1 protein-coding gene is annotated in these 20,766 nt (G+C 71.1%); it reads left to right on the top strand.

The window, feature by feature from the left end:
• Window positions 1–12: 12 nt before the first annotated feature.
• Window positions 13–20,766: non-ribosomal peptide synthase/polyketide synthase (locus tag IEZ11_RS45265; RefSeq protein WP_189268917.1), on the top strand; the 20,754-nt coding region annotated here is incomplete at its 3' end.

Here is a 20,766-nt window from a genome sequence, read left to right as displayed (position 1 = left end):
AGGAGCCCGGGTATGTTCCATGCTTCGATTGACGGCCGGGAGCTGACGGCGGCACAAAGCGCCATCTGGAACGCACAGCAACTCGGGCCGACCGACGCGATCTACAACATCGGTGAGTACCTGGATATCCAAGGAGATCTGAACACGGATCTCTTCGTGGCCGCGCTTCGCCGGATGCTGGGCGAAGCCGACGCGTTCCAGGCCTGTTTCCGGGGCGCCGGAACCGAGGTCCGGCAGTACTCCGTGCCCGCACACCTGCTGCCGGTGCACGTACTGGACTTCAGCTCGGCCGACAGCCCGACGGCAGCCGCCCTCACCTGGATGCGGACGGACATCAGCCGGCCGTTCGATCTCGCGCGCGGGCCGCTTGTCACCAACGCGGTCATCCGGACGGCAGAGCGACGGCACTTCTGGTACCAGAGCTCCCATCACCTCGTGGCCGACGGGTTCGCCGGCTCCGTCCTGGTCGCCAGGCTGGCGGAGATCTATGCCGCGCTGCTGGCCGGAGAGGACCCGTCGGCAGGAGCACCGCAGTCGTCCGCCCTGCTGCTGCAAGCCGACCTCGCCTACCGGCGGTCGGCGGAGTTCCACCAGGACCGCGAATTCTGGCGCCAGGCGCTTGCGGAACACCCCGGTACGGTGACGGTGAGCGGCTCTCCCGTCCGCCGGGCACGGTTCCTTCCGCACCGGCACCTGGTACAGATCGACGGCGACCGGGCAGCGCAGATCCGATCGGCCGCCCGAGGACTCAGAACCAGCGTGGCCGGTCTCGCCATCGCGGCGGGGGCCACCCTTCTGCACCGCCGCACCGGGGCCGACGACATCACCCTCGGCATCCCCGTGCTGGGACGCACGGGCAAGGGAACACGCGCGATCTCGGGCATGACCAGCAACGTCGTCCCCTTGCGCGCACGCTTCGACCCCCACGCCACCCTGGCGGACCTGGCACGCACCACGTCCCGGAACATCCGCACCGCCCTCGGCCACCAGCGCTACCCGCAGGCGGACCTGCTCAGAGACCTCAACCGGGTCGGATCGGGACCCCTCTTCGGCACCACGATCAACGTCATGTCCTTCGACTACGCGGTGCGGTTCGGGGACTGCACGGCGACGGCCCACAACCTTTCGAACGGGCCCGTCGACGACGTCGACATCTCCCTCTACGACCGAGGAGCCGGTGCGGGGCTCCAGATCGCCGTGGACGTGAACCCGGAGACCTACGGCACCGACGACGCCGCGGACCTGGCGTACCGCTTCCGGAGAGTCCTGGCCTGGATGTCCCGAGCCGCTCCGGGCGAACGAGCCGGGCGTGCGCACCTGCTGTCGGACGCGGAGCGGCGGCAGGTGGTGACGGACTGGAACGACACGGGTGCGGTGGTCGCGGACGCGTCGTGGCCGGTGCTGTTCGCGGAGCGGGTGGCAGCGGCGCCGGGTGCGGTGGCGGTGGCGTGCGCTGACGAGGAGGTGACGTTCGCGGAGCTGGACGAGCGTGCGTCGCGTGCGGCGCGGGTGCTGGCCTCCCGTGGGGTCGGGCCCGAGTCGGTGGTCGCGGTGATGCTGGGCCGGTCCGTCGACCTCGTGGTGGCACTGCTGGCGGTGTGGAAGGCGGGGGCCGCGTATCTGCCGGTGGACCCCTCCTACCCGGCCGAGCGGATCGCGTTCATGCTGGCGGACGCCGGACCGGTGTGTGTGGTGACGGACTCCGCCCTGGCGCCGGCACTGCCGCGGGAGCCGGGTGTGCCGGTGGTGTGCGTGGACGATCCCGCCGTGGCCGCGAAGCCGACGGCCGGGGACACCTGGGCCGCACCGGGGCCGGTGTGGCCTGACACGGCCGCGTATGTGATGTACACGTCGGGGTCGACGGGGCGACCGAAGGGCGTGGTGGTCACCCAGCGGGACCTCGTCGAGTTGGCGTCCGACCGGTGCTGGGACGAGTCGGCCCGGGTCCTGGGGTACGCGCCGTACGCGTTCGACGCCTCGGTGCTGGAGCTGTGGGTGACGCTGGCGCGTGGCGGGACAGTGGTCCTGGCTCCGTCGGCCGAGCTGGACGGCGAGACGATCAGATCGCTGGTCGCCGCACGAGGGCTGACCCATGTGTTCGTGACCGCCGGACTGCTACGGGTGCTGGCCGAGGAGGACCCGGCGTGTTTCGCCGGTCTGCGTGAGGTGCTGACCGGCGGTGACGTGGTGCCGGCGGCCGCCGTGACGGCGGTCCTGGAGGCGTGCCCGGGTGTGGTGGTGCGGAACCTGTACGGGCCCACGGAGATCACCCTGTCCGCCACGCAGTACGCGGCCGCGGAGGCCGGCGCGGTGCCGGAGGTGCTGCCGATCGGCCGGCCGATGGACAACACCCGTGTGTACCTCCTCGACGGGTGCCTGCACCCGGTCCCGCCCGGGGTGGCCGGGGAACTCTACGTGGCCGGGGCAGGTCTGGCCCGCGGCTACCACGGTCGTACGGCGCTGACGGCGGAACGCTTCGTGGCATGCCCGTTCGGTGACCCGGGCGAGCGGATGTACCGGACCGGGGACCTGGCCCGCTGGACGGCGGACGGCGAGCTGCTCTTCATGGGACGCGCCGACGACCAGGTGAAGCTCCGCGGGTTCCGGGTCGAGCCGGCCGAGGTCGAGGCGGTTCTGGCCGCCCATCCGCGCGTCGCCCAGTCCGTGGTGACGGTCCGCGAGGACACCCACGGGGACAGACGACTCGTCGCCTACGTCGTCCCCGACGACACCGGCCGCGCTGCCCGGCCGGACCAGGACCTCTCCGCTGACCCGCACGCTGACCCGCACGCGGACCTGTACGCGGACCTGGGTGCCCACGCTGCCGGGCGACTGCCCGCCTACATGGTCCCCGCCGTGTTCGTGTCCCTGCCCGCTCTCCCGCTGACCGCCAACGGCAAACTCGACCGGGCCGCCCTGCCCGAGCCGGCAACCGCCGGGACGAGCGGCGGGCGTGAGCCCGCCTCCCGCGAGGAGCGCCTGCTGTGTGAGGCCTTCGCCGACGTACTGGGCCTGGAACGGGTCGCGCCGGACGACGACTTCTTCGGGCTGGGCGGACACTCGCTGCTGGCCACTCGTCTGGTGTCCCGGGTCCGGGTCCGGCTCGGTGTCGAGGTCAGCGTCCGAACGCTCTTCGAGACACCGACCCCGGCCGCCCTGGCGGCGCGGATCACGAGTGCGGGTCCGGCCCGGGCGGCCCTGACCCGACGCGAGCGGCCCGAGCGGATGCCGCTGTCGTTCGCGCAGCGCCGGTTGTGGTTCCTGGCGCAGCTGGAGGGCCCGAGCCCGACGTACAACCTGCCGGGAGCGCTGCGTCTGACCGGGCCGGTAGACGTCGAGGCGCTCAGCGAGGCGCTGTCGGATGTCGTGGCGCGCCACGAGGCGCTGCGCACGGTGTTCCCCACCACGGACGGTGAACCGTTCCAGCATGTGCTGGCGCCCGACGAAGCGGGGGAGATCCTGCGGGTCACCCGGGCCACCGAGGAACAGGTGGCGGACCTGGTGGCGGCCGAGGCAGGGCATGCCTTCGACCTTTCCGCACAGGTGCCGATACGGGCCCTGCTGATCGAGACCGGCCCGGACGCCCGGGTACTGGTTCTGGTGATCCACCATGTCGCGGGGGACGGCTGGTCGATGGGCCCGCTGGGCCGTGATCTGTCCGTCGCTTATGCGGCGCGCCGGGAAGGACGTGCGCCGGGGTGGGAACCACTGCCGGTGCAGTACGCGGACTACACGTCGTGGCAGCGCGAGCTGCTGGGCGCGGAGGCCGACCCCGGAAGCCTGCTCGCACGCCAAGTCGATTACTGGCGTGAGGAGTTGGCGGGGTCCGCCGCGGAACTCGCGCTGCCCGCGGACCGGGTACGGCCGGCCGTAGCCTCGCATCGGGGTCACACGGTGCCGCTGGACGTCCCGGAGCACGTGTATGCCCGGCTGGCGGCGTTGGCACGCGAGCAGGGTGCGACGGTCTTCATGGTGGTCCAGGCGGCGCTGGCGGTGCTCCTGTCGCGGTTGGGCGCGGGCGAGGACATCCCGATCGGCACCGCGGTGGCGGGACGGACCGATCAGGCCCTGGACGACCTGGTCGGGTTCTTCGTCAACACGTTGGTCCTGCGGACGGATCTGACCGGTGACCCCTCTTTCACCGACGTTCTCGGGCGGGTGCGGGAGGCCGGCCTGACGGCCCTGGACCACCAGGACGTGCCGTTCGAGCGGCTGGTGGAACTGCTGGCACCGGACCGCTCGCTCTCCCGGCACCCCCTCTTCCAGGTCATGCTCACCGGTCAGGACGTGCACGAGGCGGCCCTGGAGCTCCCGGGTCTCCAGGTGACGTGGCTGCCGGTGGGACCGCTGCCGTCCAGGTTCGACCTGGACGTCGCGGTGGGCGAGGTGACCGGCGCCGACGGTTGGACAGTGGGGCTGCGGGGCTCGGTGACGGGTTCGGCGGACCTCTTCGACCAGGGGACCGTCACGTCGATCAGCGAACGGCTGATACGAGTCCTTGAGGCGGTGGCCGCCGATCCGCAGGTGCGGATGAGCCGGGTCGAGGTGTTGTCGGACGGTGAGCGGCGGCGGGTGGTGGAGGGGTGGAATGAGACGGGTGTGGTGGTGCCGGGGTTGACGTTGTCGGAGTTGTTCGGGTTGCAGGTGGTGCGGTCTCCGGGTGCGGTGGCGGTGGTGTGTGGGGATGAGCGGGTGACGTTCGGGGAGTTGGATGAGCGGGCGTCGCGGTTGGCGGGGTTGTTGGTGGGGTGTGGGGTGGGTGCGGAGTGTGTGGTGGCGGTGGTGTTGGAGCGGTCGGTTGATCTGGTGGTGGCGTTGTTGGGGGTGTTGAAGGCGGGTGCTGCGTTTTTGCCGGTGGATCCGTCGTATCCGGTGGAGCGGGTGGGGTTCATGTTGGGGGATGCGGGGCCGGTGTGTGTGGTGACGGCTTCTGGTGTGGTGGGGGTGTTGCCGGGGGATCTTGGTGTGCCGGTGGTGTGTGTGGATGAGGTGGGGGTGGCTGGTGAGGTGGTGCCGGTGGTGGGGCGGGGGTGGTCTGGTGGGGCGGCGTATGTGATGTATACGTCGGGGTCGACGGGGGTGCCGAAGGGTGTGGTGGTGTCGCATGCGGGGATTGTGAATCGGTTGTTGTGGATGCAGGACCGGTTCGGGCTGGGCGCGGATGATGTGGTGTTGCAGAAGACGTCGGTGAGTTTCGATGTGTCGGTGTGGGAGTTGTTCTGGCCGTTGGTGTCGGGTGCGCGGTTGGTGTTGGCGCGGCCGGGTGGTCAGGGTGATCCGGTGTATCTGTCGGAGGTGATCCGCTCGGAGGGGGTGACGACGGTTCATTTTGTGCCGTCGATGTTGGATGCGTTTGTGGAGGGGGGTGATCCGGGGGCGTGGGGTTCGTTGCGGCGGGTGGTGTGTTCGGGTGAGGCGTTGTCGGTGGTGTCTGCGGAGCGGTTTGTGGGGGTGTGTGGTGCGGAGTTGCACAACTTGTATGGGCCGACGGAGGCGTCGGTGGATTCGACGGCGTGGGTGTTCGGGGGTGGGGTGTCGGGTGGTGGTGTGCCGATTGGTGTGCCGATCTGGAATACGCGGGTGTTCGTGTTGGACGGGTGGTTGCGGCCGGTGGTGCCGGGTGTGGTGGGGGAGTTGTTCATTGCGGGGGTGGGGCTGGCGCGTGGCTATCACGGTCGTATGGGGTTGACGGCGGAGCGGTTTGTGGCGTGTCCGTTCGGGATGGTGGGTGAGCGGATGTATCGGACGGGGGATCTGGTGCGGTGGACGGTTGATGGTGAGTTGGTGTTCGTGGGGCGTGTGGATGATCAGGTGAAGGTGCGGGGGTTCCGGGTGGAGCCGGGTGAGGTCGAGGTTGTTCTGACCGCGCATTGGGGGGTGGCCAAGGCGGTGGTCGTCGCGCGTGAGGATGTGCCCGGCGATGTGCGGCTGGTCGCGTATGTCGTTCCCGCCGACGGCGGTGTTGCGGGCGAGGAGGTGCGGGCGTTCGCTGCTGGGCGGTTGCCGGAGTACATGGTGCCGTCGGCGGTGGTGGTGTTGGACGCGATGCCGTTGTCGGTGAACGGCAAGGTGGACCGGGCTGCGTTGCCGGCGCCGGAGTACGGCTCGGCCGGGGGCGGTCGGGGTCCAGCCACGGTGGCTGAGGAGATCGTGTGCCGGGTGTTTGCCGAGGTGTTGGGTGTGGAGCGGGTGGGGGTGGAGGACAACTTCTTCGAGTTGGGCGGGCATTCGCTGTTGGCGGTGTCGCTGACGTCGAGGTTGCGTGAGCTGGGGCTGGGTGTGTCGGTGCGGGCGCTGTTCGAGGCGCCCACTCCGGCGGCGCTGGCGCTGGCCGGCGACGGCGGTGGTGGTGTGGTGGAGGTGCCGCCGAACGGTATTCCGGCCGGTGCGGAGGTGATCACCCCGGAGATGCTGCCGTTGGTGGATCTGTCGCCCGCGCAGGTGGAGTTGGTGTGCGAGGCGGTGGAGGGCGGGGCCGCGAACGTGGCGGACGTGTATCCGCTGGCCCCGCTCCAGGAGGGCATCTTCTTCCACCACCTGATGGCCAGGTCCGCCGAGACGGATGCGTACCTGATGTCGATGGTGCTGGGCTTCGACAGCCGTACGCGTCTGAGCGGGTTCCTGAAGGCGTTGCAGCAGGTCGTGGATCGGCATGACATCTACCGGACCGGCGTGGTGTGGGAGGGGTTGCCGGAGCCGGTGCAGGTGGTGTGGCGCCGAGCGGCCGTACCGGTCACCGAAGTGGACCTTTCCGGAACCGGGGACGCGGCGCTTGAGCTGCTGGCAGCGGCCGGCTCGTGGATGGACGTACGTCGGGCGCCGTTGCTGCGCGTGCATACGGCGGTGGAACCGGGCAGCGGCCGGTGGCTGGCGTTGGTACAGGTGCACCACCTGCTCCAGGACCACACAGGGCTGGAGGTGATGTTGGGTGAGATCGCCGCGCTCATGGCGGGACGTGGCGTTGACCTGCCGGAGCCGCTGCCGTTCCGCGATTTCGTGGCTCAGGCACGGCTGGGTGTGTCCGGCGCCGGGCATGAGGAGTACTTCGCGGGTCTGCTGCGTGGTGTGACCGAGCCGACGTTGCCCTTCGGCCTCGCCGATGCCCATGGCGACGGAACCGGGGTGCGGTCGGAGCGGCTGCGGATGGCCGACGGCCTCGCCGAGCGGGTGCGCGAGCAGGCCCGTCGGCTGGGGGTGAGCCCGGCGACGCTGTTCCACGTGGCCTGGGCCCGGGTGCTGGCGACCCTGTCGGGCCGCACGGACGTGGTGTTCGGGACGGTGCTGCTGGGCCGGATGAGCGCCGGATCGGGTGCCTTGCGCATCCCGGGTCCGTTCATCAACACGTTGCCGGTGCGGTTGGACGTCGCCGGTGTGGACGTGATCGGTGCGGTACGGGCCGTACAGACGCAGTTGACGGGTCTGCTGGTGCACGAGCACGCCCCGCTGGCGGTCGCTCAGCGGGGGAGCGGCGTGCCCGCCTCCGCGCCGCTGTTCAGCTCGCTGTTCAACTACCGGCACGGCAGCCCGTCCGCGAGCAGCGGAGGTCAGGAAGCAGGCCCCGAGGGCGTCGAGTTGGTGTTCGCGCAGGAGCGGACCAACTACCCGCTGGCAGTCGCGGTGGACGACCTGGGGACCGGGTTCGCGCTGGCTGTCGACGCGGTCACTCCGGCGGATCCCGGGCTGGTGTGCGGCCTGTTGCACACGGCGACGGAGGAGGTCGTGGAGGCGGTGGGCGCCGCTTCGGCCACTGCGCTGGACGGTCTTGACGTGTTGCCCGAGCCCGTCCGTGCCCAGGTGCTGGATGCCTGGAATGACACGGGCGCGGCGGTGCCGGACCTGACGTTGCCGGAGTTGTTCGAGGCCCAGGTGGCGCGGACCCCGGACGCGGTGGCGGTGGTGTGCGGGGACGAGGACCTGACCTACGCGGAGCTGGACGACCGAGTGGCCCGGCTGGCGCGGGTGTTGACCGATCGCGGGGTGGCGCCCGAATCGGTGGTGGCGGTGGCACTGGAGCGGTCGGTGGACGTGGTGGTGGTGCTGCTGGCGGTGTGGAGGGCGGGGGGTGCCTATGTGTTCGTCGACCCGTCGTATCCGGCGGAGCGCGTCGCGTTGATGCTGGCGGACGCCGAGCCGGTGTGCGTGGTCACCAGCGGCAGCCCGGACGGCGGGTTGCCTGCGGGTGGTGCGCTGCCGGTGGTGGCACTGGACGACCCGACGGTCGTCGCGGAACTGGCGAGGGAGTCCGAGGAGTGGAGCCGGCCCGTGCCCGGGGGCTCACGGGCGGCCTACGTGATGTACACGTCAGGGTCGACGGGGGCGCCGAAGGGCGTGGTGGTGTCCCAGGGCGCGCTGGTGAACCTGGTGGTGGGGCTGAGCCCGGTGCTGGGGGCCGGTCTGGGGGTCGGCGCACTTCAGTTCGCGTCGTTCGGCTTCGACGGTTCCGTGCTGGACGTGGCGGTGGTGCTGGCGTCGGGCGGACGGTTGGTGGTGGCCACGGCCGATGAACGGGCGGACGCCGGGCTGCTGGCCGAGCTGATCGTCCGGACGGGCGTGGAGGTGGCCAGCGTCGTTCCGTCGCTGCTGGCCGTGGTGGACCCGGCGGCGGTACCGGGCCTGTCGCGGGTCCTGGTGGGCGGGGAACTGCTGACCGGTGAACTGGCGCGAGCGTGGGCCGACGGCCGGGTGCTGGTGAACACGTACGGGCCGACCGAGGCGACGGTCATGGTCACCACCGGCGCGGTGGATCCTGCCACCACTGCCGCGCCGCCGGTGGGCAGCCCAGTGGCGAACACCCGTATGTATGTGCTGGACGAGCGGCTGCGGCCGGTGCCGCCGGGGGTGGCCGGGGAACTGTACGTGGCCGGAGCTCAGTTGGCCCGTGGCTATCACCGTCGTCCGGGGTTGACGGCGGAGCGCTTTGTGGCGTGTCCGTTCGGGGCGGCGGGCGAGCGGATGTACCGCACGGGGGATCTGGTGCGCTGGACGGCCGACGGGGAGTTGGCGTTCGCCGGCCGGGTGGACGACCAGGTGAAGGTCCGTGGCTTCCGGATCGAGCCTGGTGAGGTCGAGGCCGTCCTGAGCACGCATCCCGGCGTTGCGCAGGCGCTGGTGACCACCCGAGAGGACACCCCGAACGACAAACGTCTGGTGGCCTATGTCGTTCCCGACGGTGATGGTCACCTGGACGGCGAACTCTCCCGTGAGCTGCGGACGTTCGCAGCCGATCGGCTGCCCGGGTACTTGGTGCCGTCGGCGGTGGTGGTGCTGGAGGGGGTGCCGCTGACGGTGAACGGGAAGGTGGACCGGGCTGCGTTGCCGGTGCCGGAGTATGCGGCCTCCGGGGGTGGTCGGGGTCCTGTGACGGTGGCTGAGGAGATCGTGTGTCGGGTGTTTGCCGAGGTGTTGGGTGTGGAGCGGGTGGGGGTGGAGGACAACTTCTTCGAGTTGGGCGGGCATTCGCTGTTGGCGGTGTCGTTGGCGTCGCGGTTGCGTGAGCGTGGGTTCGGGGTGTCGGTGCGGGCGTTGTTCGAGTCGCCGACTCCGGAGCGGTTGGCGGCTGTTGGTGATGGTGGTGGTGTGGTGGAGGTGCCGCCGAACGGGATTCCGGCCGGTGCGGAGGTGATCAGGCCGGAGATGTTGCCGTTGGTGGATCTGTCTCCTGCGCAGATCGACCTGGTGTGTGCGGCGGTGGAGGGTGGGGCGGCGAACGTGGCGGACGTGTATCCGCTGGCCCCGCTCCAGGAGGGCATCTTCTTCCACCACCTGCTCACCGGTTCAGGGGACGTGGATCCGTATCTGCTCTCTCTCACCGTGGGCTTCGACGACCGTGAGCGGCTGGACGGGTTCCTGTCTGCCTTGCAGCAGGTCGTGGATCGGCATGACATCTACCGCACCGGCGTGGTGTGGGAAGGCCTGGCCGAGCCGGTGCAGGTGGTCTGGCGCCGGGCGGTGGTTCCGGTGACCGAGGTGACGCTGTCCCAGGACGGGGACCCGGCGGTCGAGTTGCCGGCGACGGCCGGGCGGTGGATGGATGTGCGCCGGGCACCGCTGGTTCGGGTACATGTCGCGGCGGAGCCCGGCAGCGAGCGGTGGCTTGCTCTGCTGCAGGTTCACCACCTGCTCCGGGACCACACCGGATCGGACGTGGTGCTGGGCGAGGTCGAGGCATTCCTGGCGGGGAGTGGGGACGAGCTGGCGGCGCCGTTGCCGTTCCGGGACTTCGTGGCGCAGGCGAGGCTGGGTGTCTCGCGGCAGGAGCACGAGGAGTACTTCGCCGCTCTGCTGGGTGATGTCACGGAGCCGACGCTGCCGTTCGGTCTGGCCGATGCCCGCGGTGACGGCACCGGTGTGCGGCGCGTCCGCCAGCCGGTCGACGACACTCTGGCGCAGCGGGTGCGGGAGCAGGCCCGTCAGCTCGGGGTGAGCCCGGCGACCCTGTTCCACGTGGCCTGGGCACAGGTGCTGGCGAATCTGTCCGGCCGCACGGACGTGGTCTTCGGGACGGTCCTGCTCGGTCGGATGAGCGCCGGGGTCGGTGCGGATCGGACCCCTGGCCCCTTCATGAACACCTTGCCGGTACGCATGGATGTCGCCGACGTGGACGCGCTCGGCGCGGTGCGGGCGATGCAGGCCCAGCTGGCCGGCCTCCTGGTGCACGAGCACGCCCCGTTGGCCCTCGCGCAGAACGCGAGTGGTGTCCCCGCCTCCGCCCCGCTGTTCACCTCGCTGTTCAACTACCGCCATGTCAACCACGAGCACACGGCCGGAGCACCACAGCCCGGTGAAGCGGCCGGCATGAGGGTGCTGTCCGCCGAGGACCGTACGAACTATCCGCTGGCGGTCTCGGTCGATGATTCCGTGACCGGGTTCGCGTTGACGGCCGGTGTGGTGGCTCCCGGGGACCCGGAGCTGGTGTGCGGACTGGTGCGGACGGCGGTCGAGGGACTGCTCGTGGCGTTGGAGGAGACACCACGGGTGCCGTTGTGTGCGGTCGAGGTGCTGGCGCCCGGCGGACGCGAGCAGTTGCTGACGGAGTGGAACGACACCGCACAGGCGATGCCGGTAGTGACGGTGACCGAGTTGTTCGAGCGGCAGGCGGCGCGTACGCCGGACGCGGTGGCGGTGATCTGCGGGGACGAGGAGATCGGCTACGCCCGGCTGGAGGAGCGTGCCGCGCGGTTGGCCGGGGTGCTGGCGAGCTGGGGTGTGGGTGCGGAGTCGGTGGTGGCGGTGGCGATGGACCGCTCGGTCGACATGGTCGTGGCGTTGCTGGCCGTGCTGAAGGCCGGTGGCGCCTATCTGCCCGTCGACCTCGCGTATCCGGCGCAGCGGGTCGCGTTCATGCTGGACGACGCCCGGCCGGTGTGCGTGATCTCCGACAGCGTCCTTCCGGACGTGCTGGCGGAGGTGCTCTCGGGCGGGCTCGGCATGCCGGTGCTCACGGTCGACGGGCACAGCGTCACCGGCGCGCCCCTTCCGGCCGGTGCCGGCGTCGCTCCCGGTGGCGGCGCTGGTGTGGTGGACGACGGGCGGCGTCTGCTGCTGCCCTCGCACCCGATGTACGTGATGTACACCTCGGGTTCCACCGGGGTGCCGAAGGGTGTGGTGGTCACCCACGAGGCAGTGGTCAACCATCTGCTCGCCCGTGTCGCGGAGTTCGGCTGGGAGGCGTCGGACCGGTTCATGCTCACCGCGCCGATGGGCTTCGACCCCTCGGTGTGGCAGATGTTCTGTCCTCTGGTGGTCGGCGGGAGTTTCGTGATCGCGCCGGCCGGCAGCACGGCCGATCCGGGATACCTGGTCGCGCTGGCACGGCGGCACGGTGTGACGGTGCTGCACCTGATCGCCTCGGCGCTGGCCGGGGTGCTGGAGGAGCCGGCGGCGACCGGACTGTCCGGCCTGCGGCAACTCGCCAGCGGCGGCGAGGGAGTGCCCGGCGCGCTCCGGGACCGTGCCGTCGCCCTGTTCCCGCAGGCCGACCTGGTCCAGGGGTACGGACCGGCGGAGACCTGTATCGCGGTGACGTGGTACCGCTGCACCGGGGACGAGGACACGGTGCCGCCGATCGGCGGCCCGATCCCCAACTCCCGTCTCTACGTCCTCGACGACTTCCTGCGGCCCGTGCCGCCGGGTGTGGCCGGTGAGCTGTACATCGCGGGCCTCCCGCTCGCCCGCGGTTATGTCGGACGCACGGGGCTGACGGCGGAGCGGTTCGTGGCATGCCCGTTCGGTGGGCCGGGTGAGCGCATGTACCGCACCGGTGACCTGGTGCGGTGGCGCGCCGACGGGGTGCTGGTGTTCATGGGCCGGGCGGACGAGCAGGTGAAGATCCGCGGGTTCCGGATCGAGCCCGGTGAGATCGAGGCCACCCTGACCACCCATCCCGGCGTGGCCCAGGCCGCTGTCATCGCCCGCGAGGACACCCCCGGGAACAAACGCCTGGTCGCCTACGTGGTGCCGGACGCCACGAGAGCGGACAGCGCGGTGCCGGACGGCGAGGCGCCGGACAGTACGGCGGCGGACAGTACGGCGGCCGAGACCGCGGCGCCGGACGGCGAGGCGCCGAACAGCAAGGCGACGGAGAACCTGGCGCTCGAACTGCGGACGCTGACGGCCCGGCGGCTGCCGGAGTACATGGTGCCGTCGGCGGTGGTGGTACTGGACGAGTTGCCGTTGTCGGTGAACGGGAAGGTCGACCGGTCCGCCCTGCCGGCGCCGGACCATGCCCCGGGCGACACCGGCCGGCGCCCCGCGTCGGTCGCCGAAGAGCTCATGTGCGCCGTGTTCGCCGAGGTGCTGGACCTGGAACGGGTCGGGGTCGAGCAGAGCTTCTTCGAACTGGGCGGTCATTCGCTGCTGGCGATGCGGCTGTTGTCGCGGGTGCGGTCGCTCTTCGGGGTCGAGCTGGGCGTGCGGGTGCTGTTCGAGGCATCCACTCCGGCCGGTCTGGCGGCGCGGATCACAGGTGCGGGTCCGGCGCGGGCGGCGCTCGTGCCCTGGGAGAGGCGCGAGCGGCCCGAGCGGATGCCGTTGTCCTTCGCCCAGCGACGGCTGTGGTTCCTGGCCCAGCTGGAGGGGCCCAGCCCGACCTACAACATGCCGGCGACCCTGCGGTTGTCCGGGCCGGTCGACCCCTCCGCGCTCAGGTCGGCGCTGAGGGACGTGCTGGCCCGGCACGAGGTGCTGCGCACGGTGTTCCCCGCGCATGAAGGCGAGCCGTACCAGCGGGTGCTGGACATGGCGGAGGTCGGAGAGGTGCTGCAGGTCGCCCAAGCCACCGGTGCAGAGCGGGTCGCGGAACTGGTGGCTGCCGAGAGCGGTCATGGGTTCGACCTGTCGGAGGAGATTCCGGTACGGGTGCTGCTGATCGAGACCGGCCCGGACGCGCATGTGCTGGTGGTGGTGTTCCACCACATCGCGGGAGACGGCTGGTCCATGGGTCCGCTCGCCCGTGACATCTCCCGCGCGTACGCGGCCCGGCACGCGGGCCGGCAGCCGGCGTGGGAGCCGCTGCCGGTGCAGTACACCGACTACACGCTCTGGCAGCGTCGGCTGCTCGGCGAGGAGGACGGTCCGGACAGCCTGCCGGCGGCCCAGGTCGACTACTGGCGGCAGACGCTGGCCGGGGCCCCGCAGGAGCTGACACTCCCGACGGACCGGCTCAGGCCGGCCGAAGCCTCGTACCGAGGTCACACGGTACGACTGGACATCCCGGCACACATACATGCCGAGCTCGCCGCGCTCGCCCGCGAACAGGGTGTCACCTTGTTCATGGTGGTCCAGGCGGCGCTGGCAGTGCTGCTGTCCCGGCTGGGCGCGGGCGAGGACATCCCGATCGGCACCGTGGTGGCCGGCCGTACCGACCAGGCTCTGGACGAACTCGTCGGTTTCTTCGTCAACACGTTGGTGCTGCGCACCGAGCTGCACGGCGACCCCACCTTCGCCGAGACCCTGGGCCGGGTGCGCGAACGCGACCTGGCGGCGTTCGAGAACCAGGAGGTGCCGTTCGAGCGGCTGGTGGAACTCATCGCACCGTCGCGCTCCATGGCACGCCACCCGCTGTTCCAGGTCATGCTCACCCTCCAGAACAACGACCCCGCGATCCTGGATCTGCCCGGCGTGCGAGCGGAAGCGCACCCCGGCGTGCCCTTGCCCGCCAAGTTCGACCTCGACGTCACGCTGGCCGAGGTCCTCCAGGCCGGCCGGCCGGCGGGGCTGCGGGGCTCGGTCACCGGAGCGGCGGACCTGTTCGACGCGGACACGGTCACGGCGATCGCCGACCGGCTGGCCCGTGTGCTGGTGGCGGTGGCCGTGGACCCGGATGTTCGGCTCCACGAGGTGGACGTGCTGTCGGAGGACGAGCGCGGCCGACTGCTCACGCGGCCGAGGCCGCAGCCGCAGGGAGATGTGCCGGTCGCGTCGGATGCGACCCTGCCGATGCGGTTCGAGGAGCAGGCGGCCCGTACGCCGGACGCGGTGGCCCTGGTGAGCGGCGAGCAGAGCCTGACGTACGAGGAGTTGAACGGTCGGGCGAACCGGCTGGCACGGGTCCTGGTACAGCGCGGGGTCGGGCCGGAGTCGGTGGTGGCGGTGCTGATGGACCGCTCCGCCGACCTGGTGGTGGCCCTGCTGGCCGTGCTCAAGGCCGGCGGCGCCTATGTGCCCGTCGACCCGGCCTACCCCCAGGACCGGATCGCGTTCGTCCTGACGGACGCGAAGCCGGTATGCGTGCTGACGACCAGCGCGTTCGCGACCGCCCTGCCCGTGGAACCCGCCGTCCCGGCACTGGTGCTCGACGGCCCGCAGGAGGCGTCGGAACTCGCGGCGGAATCGACCGCGGAGCCGCGCGGGAACGGCCGGCCGCAGGCGGCGACGGGCGCCCATCCGGCGTATGTCATCTATACGTCCGGGTCCACGGGGGCGCCGAAGGGCGTGCTGGTGACCCATCACAACGCCCTGACGTTGTTCGGCGCACTGCGTGACCGGTTCGGCTTCGGCCCCGGTGACACCTGGTCGTGGTTCCACTCCTTCGCGTTCGACTTCTCGGTGTGGGAGATGTGGGGAGCGTTGCTGCACGGAGGCCGGCTCGTGGTCGTTCCCCACCATGTGTCGCGGTCTCCGGACGCGTTCCTGCGGCTGCTGGCCGAGGAACGCGTGACGGTCCTGAGCCAGACTCCGTCGGCCTTCTACGAGTTGATCCGGGCGGCGGGCACCGGCCCACTGGCCGGGGCGGAGTCCGCTCTGCGGTGGGTCGTCTTCGGCGGCGAGGCCCTCGACGCGGAGCGGCTGGGGGAGTGGTGGGCACACCAGCGGGCCGACGGGCCGGTTCTGGTGAACATGTACGGAATCACCGAGACGACGGTCCATGTCACGTTCGAAGAGGTGAAACCGCCCACGGGCGGGGGACTGCCGCGCGGAAGCCTCGTCGGCCGGGCGCTCCCGAGCCTGCGCGTGCACGTCCTGGACCGGTTCCTGCGACCGGTGCCGTCCGGCGTCACGGGCGAGATGTACGTGGCGGGCGGCCAGTTGGCGCGGGGGTACGCGGGGCGTACGGGGCTGACGGCGGAGCGGTTCGTGGCGTGCCCGTTCGGCGGGCCGGGGGACCGGATGTATCGCACCGGCGATCTGGGCCGGTGGACGGCTGAGGGGCGACTCCTCTACATGGGACGGGCCGATGACCAAGTGAAGATCAGGGGCTTCCGGATCGAACCGGGCGAGGTAGAGGCTGCCCTGGCGGCACATCCGCAGGTTGCGCAGGCCGTGGTCGTCGTCCGTGAGGATGCCGTCGACGACAGGCGGCTGGTCGCCTATGTCGTGCCCGAGGACGGAACGTCCGCCGGTACGATCCGGGACCTGCCGGCCGTGTTGCGCGGGTATGCGGCCGGTCGGCTGCCGGAGTACATGGTGCCGTCCGCGGTGGTGCCGCTGCCGGACGGGCTGCCGCTGACGGTGAACGGGAAGGTGGACCGGTCCGCCCTGCCCGCGCCGGAGTACGCGACGGGCGCCGACGGCCGCTCGGCGGCGTCGGCACCGGCCACGGCGCTGGAAGAGATCATGTGCGGTGTGTTCGCGGAGGTCCTCGGCGTCGACCGGGTCGGTGCCGACGACGCGTTCTTCGAGCGGGGCGGTCATTCGCTGCTGGCGATGCGCCTGTTGTCGCGGGTGCGGTCGGTCTTCGGGGTCGAGCTGGGTGTGCGGGTGCTGTTCGAGGCGGGTACTCCGGCCGGCCTGGCGGCGCGGATCGCGCGTGCGGGCGCGGATCCCGCTCGCACGGATCTGGTGCGGCGGGACCGGCCGGAAAGGGTGCCGTTGTCGTTCGCGCAGCGCCGGTTGTGGTTCCTGGCGCAGCTGGAAGGGCCGAGCCCCACGTACAACATGCCGGTGGTGCTCCGGCTGAGAGGACGGGTCGACGCCGCCGCCCTCGGAATGGCGCTCATCGACCTCGTCACCCGCCACGAGGTGCTGCGCACGGTGTTCCCGGTCAGCGACGGGGAGCCCTGCCAGCGGGTCCTGGAGCCGGACCGGGCCGGACAGGTGCTGCGGATCGCCGAGGCCGCCACCGAAGCACAGGCCGTCGCTCTGGTGGCCACCGAACTCCGGCACGGCTTCGACCTCTCCGCCGAGATCCCGCTGCGGGCGCTGCTGATCGAGACCGGCCCGGACACGGGCCTGCTGACCGTGGTGATCCACCACATCGCCGGCGACGGCTGGTCGACGGACCTGCTCGCCGAGGACCTGTCCACGGCGTACGCGGCGCGCCGCGCGGGCCGTGCGCCCGACTGGGAGCCACTGCCGGTGCAGTACGCCGACTACACCCTGTGGCAACGTGAACTGCTCGGCGCCGAGGACACCCCCGGAACACTCCAGGCCGCCCAGATCGACTACTGGCGGCAGGCACTGGCCGGCGTCCCGCAGGAACTGGCCCTGCCCAGGGACCGGCCACGCCCCGCCGTACCGTCGCACCGGGGACACCCGGTCACGTTCGACATCCCCCGTGCCGTCCACGAGCAACTGACCGCGCTGGCGCGCGATCACGGCGTCACCTCGTTCATGGTGGTACAGGCCGCTCTCGCGGTGCTGCTGTCCCGGCTGGGCGCGGGCGAGGACATCCCCGTCGGCACCGCCGTGGCCGGGCGCACCGACCAGGCACTGGACCGGCTGGTCGGGTTCTTCGTCAACACACTCGTCCTGCGCACCGACCTCACCGGCAATCCGGCCTTCACCGACCTGCTGACGCGCGTGCGCGAACACAGCCTGGCGGCCCTCGACCACCAGGACGTGCCGTTCGAGCGGCTGGTCGAAGTGCTCGCCCCGACCAGGATGCGGGCCCGTCACCCGCTCTTCCAGGTCATGCTCGCCGTGGAGAAGGAACCCCCGGCGACGCCCGAAGTACCCGGCATCCAGATGGAGGCCCTGCCGCCCGAGACGAAGCCGGCCAGGTTCGACCTCAGCGTCACCGTGACCGAGACGTTCGAGGACGACCGTCCCGCCGGCATGAGAGGTTCACTGACGGTCGCCGCGGACATGTTCGACCCGGCGACCGCGGACACGATCGCTCGGCGGTTCGTCCGGGTGCTGACCGGCGTGGCCGCGAAACCGCAGGCACGGGTCCGCCAGATCGACATCCTCACCGACGCCGAACGCCATCAGGTCCTCGGCGGGTGGCACACCGTCGAGGCCCCCACGACCCTGCCCGCCCTGTTCGCACAGCAGGCGGCGCGCACACCGGGCGCGGTGGCAGTGGTGTGCCGGGAGCAGAGCGTCACCTACGCGGAACTGAACGCGCGGGCGAACCGGCTGGCACGAGTCCTCGTACGACACGGGGTGGGCCCCGAGACGGCGGTGGCGGTGGCGATGGACCGCTCCGTCGACCTCGTGGTGGCCGTACTGGCGGTCTGGAAGGCCGGCGGAGCACTCCTGCCGGTGGATCCCGGCTGGCCCGCGGCCCGGATGACCGTGGTCCTCGACGACTGCGGGGCGCGCATCGCCGTGGCGGACCCGGCGGCGGCCGACGGCACGTTCGGACAGGCGGCGACCGCCGCCGGGACAGAGGTGATCCCGCCGGAGGCCGGCGACGGCGAGGACGCGACGGATCCGCCCGCCGGCCCGTCGGCCGACGTGACGGCGTACGTGATGTACACGTCGGGTTCCACCGGCACCCCCAAGGGCGTGGTGGTCTCCCAGCGTGACCTGGTCGAGCTGGTGTCCGACCGGTGCTGGGGGAAGCCGGACCGGGTGCTGTGGCACGCCCCGTACGCCTTCGACGCCTCGGTGTACGAGCTGTGGGTGGCACTGGCCGGTGGCGGCACCGTGGTCGTGGCCCCGGCGGGCGACGTGGACGACCGCGCCCTGCGGTCCCTGACGGCGGAACACCGACTCAGCCATGTGCACGTGACGGCCGGACTGATGCGAGTCCTGGCCGAGGAGGACCCGGGGTGCTTCACCGGGCTGCGGGAGGTGCTCACCGGCGGCGACGTGGTGCCGGCCGCGGCCGTGGCAGCCGTACTCGCGGCCTGCCCCGGCGTGGTGGTACGGCACCTGTACGGGCCCACCGAGACCACACTGTGCGCCACCCAGCACCTGGTCGCGGATGCCGGGGCCGTACCGGACATCCTGCCGATCGGTCGGCCGATGGACGACACCCGGATCTACCTCCTCGACGACGGCCTCTCCCCTGTGCCGCCCGGCGTGCCGGGAGAGGTGTACGTGGCCGGGGCCGGACTGGCCCGCGGCTACCACGGCCGGCCGGCCATGACGGCCGAGCGCTTCGCGGCGTGCCCCTTCGGGGCGCCGGGCGAGCGGATGTACCGGACCGGGGACCTGGCCCGCTGGACCCACGACGGCCAACTGGTCTTCGCCGGGCGCGCGGACGACCAGGTCAAGGTTCGCGGCTTCCGGATCGAACCCGGCGAGGTCGAGTCCGCCCTGGCGGCACATCCCAGGGTCGCCCAGGCAGTGGTCATCGCCCGCGAGGACACCCCCGGGGACAAACGCCTCATCGCATACGTCGTCCCCGACGGCGAGCACGGCGAGCACGGCGCAGGTGGCGCGGATGGCGAGCGGGGCGCCGGTGGCGGGAACGGTGAGCTGGCGGGTGAACTGCGTGCCTTCGCGGGCGAACGGCTGCCGGACCACATGGTTCCCGCCGCCGTGGTCGAACTGACCGAACTGCCACTGACCGTCAACGGGAAGGTGGACCGCGCGGCCCTGCCCGCCCCCGAATACCGGACGGCCGTCGAGGCTCGCGAGCCCGCCACGGAGCAGGAACGCATCCTGTGCGAGATCTTCGCCGACGTCCTGGGCCTGGAACACGTCGGTCCTGACGACGACTTCTTCGACCTTGGCGGACACTCCCTGCTGGTCACGCGGCTCGTGAACCGGATCAGGTCGATTCTGGGCGTCGAAGCGGGCATCTGGCTGCTGTTCGAGGTCCCCACCCCCGCCAGACTGGCGGCCCGGATCGCGGACGCCGCTCCTGCTCGGCTGGGCCTGGCGCGGCGGGATCGGCCGGAGCGGGTGCCGTTGTCGTTCGCGCAGCGCCGGCTTTGGTTCCTGACACAGCTGGAGGGACCGAGCCCCACCTACAACATGCCGGTGGTGCTGCGCCTGAACGGTCCGCTGGACACCGACGCCCTGCGAGCGGCCCTCAAGGACGTGGTCGCCCGGCACGAGGTGCTGCGCACGGTGTTCCCCACAACGGATGAAGAGCCGTGCCAGCAGGTCATAGCGCCCGACGCAATAGGTGAGGTGCTTCGGACCACCCATGCGGAGGAGGCACAGGCAGCGGGACTCGTCGCGGCCGAGGTCCGGTACACCTTCGACCTGGCGGCAGAGATCCCCCTTCGCGGACTCCTGATCGAAACGGCCGCGGACTCCCACCTACTGCTGGTGGTGATCCATCACATAGCGGGCGACGGCTGGTCGATGGGCCCGCTCGCACGCGACCTGTCCCGCGCGTACGAGGCCCGGTGCAAGGGCGGCCGGCCCGATTGGGAACCCCTGGCGGTGCAGTACGCGGATTACACCCTGTGGCAGCGGGAGTTGCTGGGCGGTGAGGAGGATCCGGGGAGCGTTCTGGCCGGTCAGGTGGCGTACTGGCGTGAGGTGCTGGCGGGGGTGCCGCAGGAGCTGGTGCTGCCGGTGGATCGGCCCCGTCCGGTGGTGGCGTCGCACCGTGGGCATGTGGTGGCGCTCGACATTCCTGCTGAGGTGCATACGGGGTTGACGGCGTTGGCGCGTGAGCAGGGTGTCACGTTGTTCATGGTGGTTCAGGCGGCGTTGGCGGTGCTGTTGTCGCGGTTGGGGGCGGGGGAGGACGTTCCGGTCGGTACGGCGGTGGCTGGTCGTTCGGATCAGGCGTTGGACGACCTGGTCGGGTTCTTCGTGAACACCCTTGTGCTGCGTACGGACTTGACGGGTGATCCGACGTTCGCGGACCTGTTGGGGCGGGTGCGGGAGACGAGCCTGGCGGCCCTGGACCACCAGGACGTGCCGTTCGAGCGCCTGGTCGAGATCCTGACCCCGGACCGCTCCTTGGCGCAGCACCCCCTCTTCCAGGTGATGCTCACCCTCCAGAACGCCGGTCTGGCGACGCTCGATGTGCCGGGTCTGAACGTGGAACAGATGCAGAGCGGTCTGGCGGCGGCGAAGTTCGATCTCGAGGTGTCGTTGAGTGAGGTCACTGATGGTGTGGGTCAGGCGGTGGGGTTGCGGGGGTCGGTGATTGGGTCGGCTGATCTGTTCGATGTGGGTTCGGTCGAGGGGTTT

Origin of the sequence: Streptomyces fuscichromogenes (assembly GCF_014645815.1) — a bacterium.
Classification (GTDB): domain Bacteria; phylum Actinomycetota; class Actinomycetes; order Streptomycetales; family Streptomycetaceae; genus Streptomyces; species Streptomyces fuscichromogenes.
This window is presented reverse-complemented; position numbering and strand designations above follow the sequence as displayed.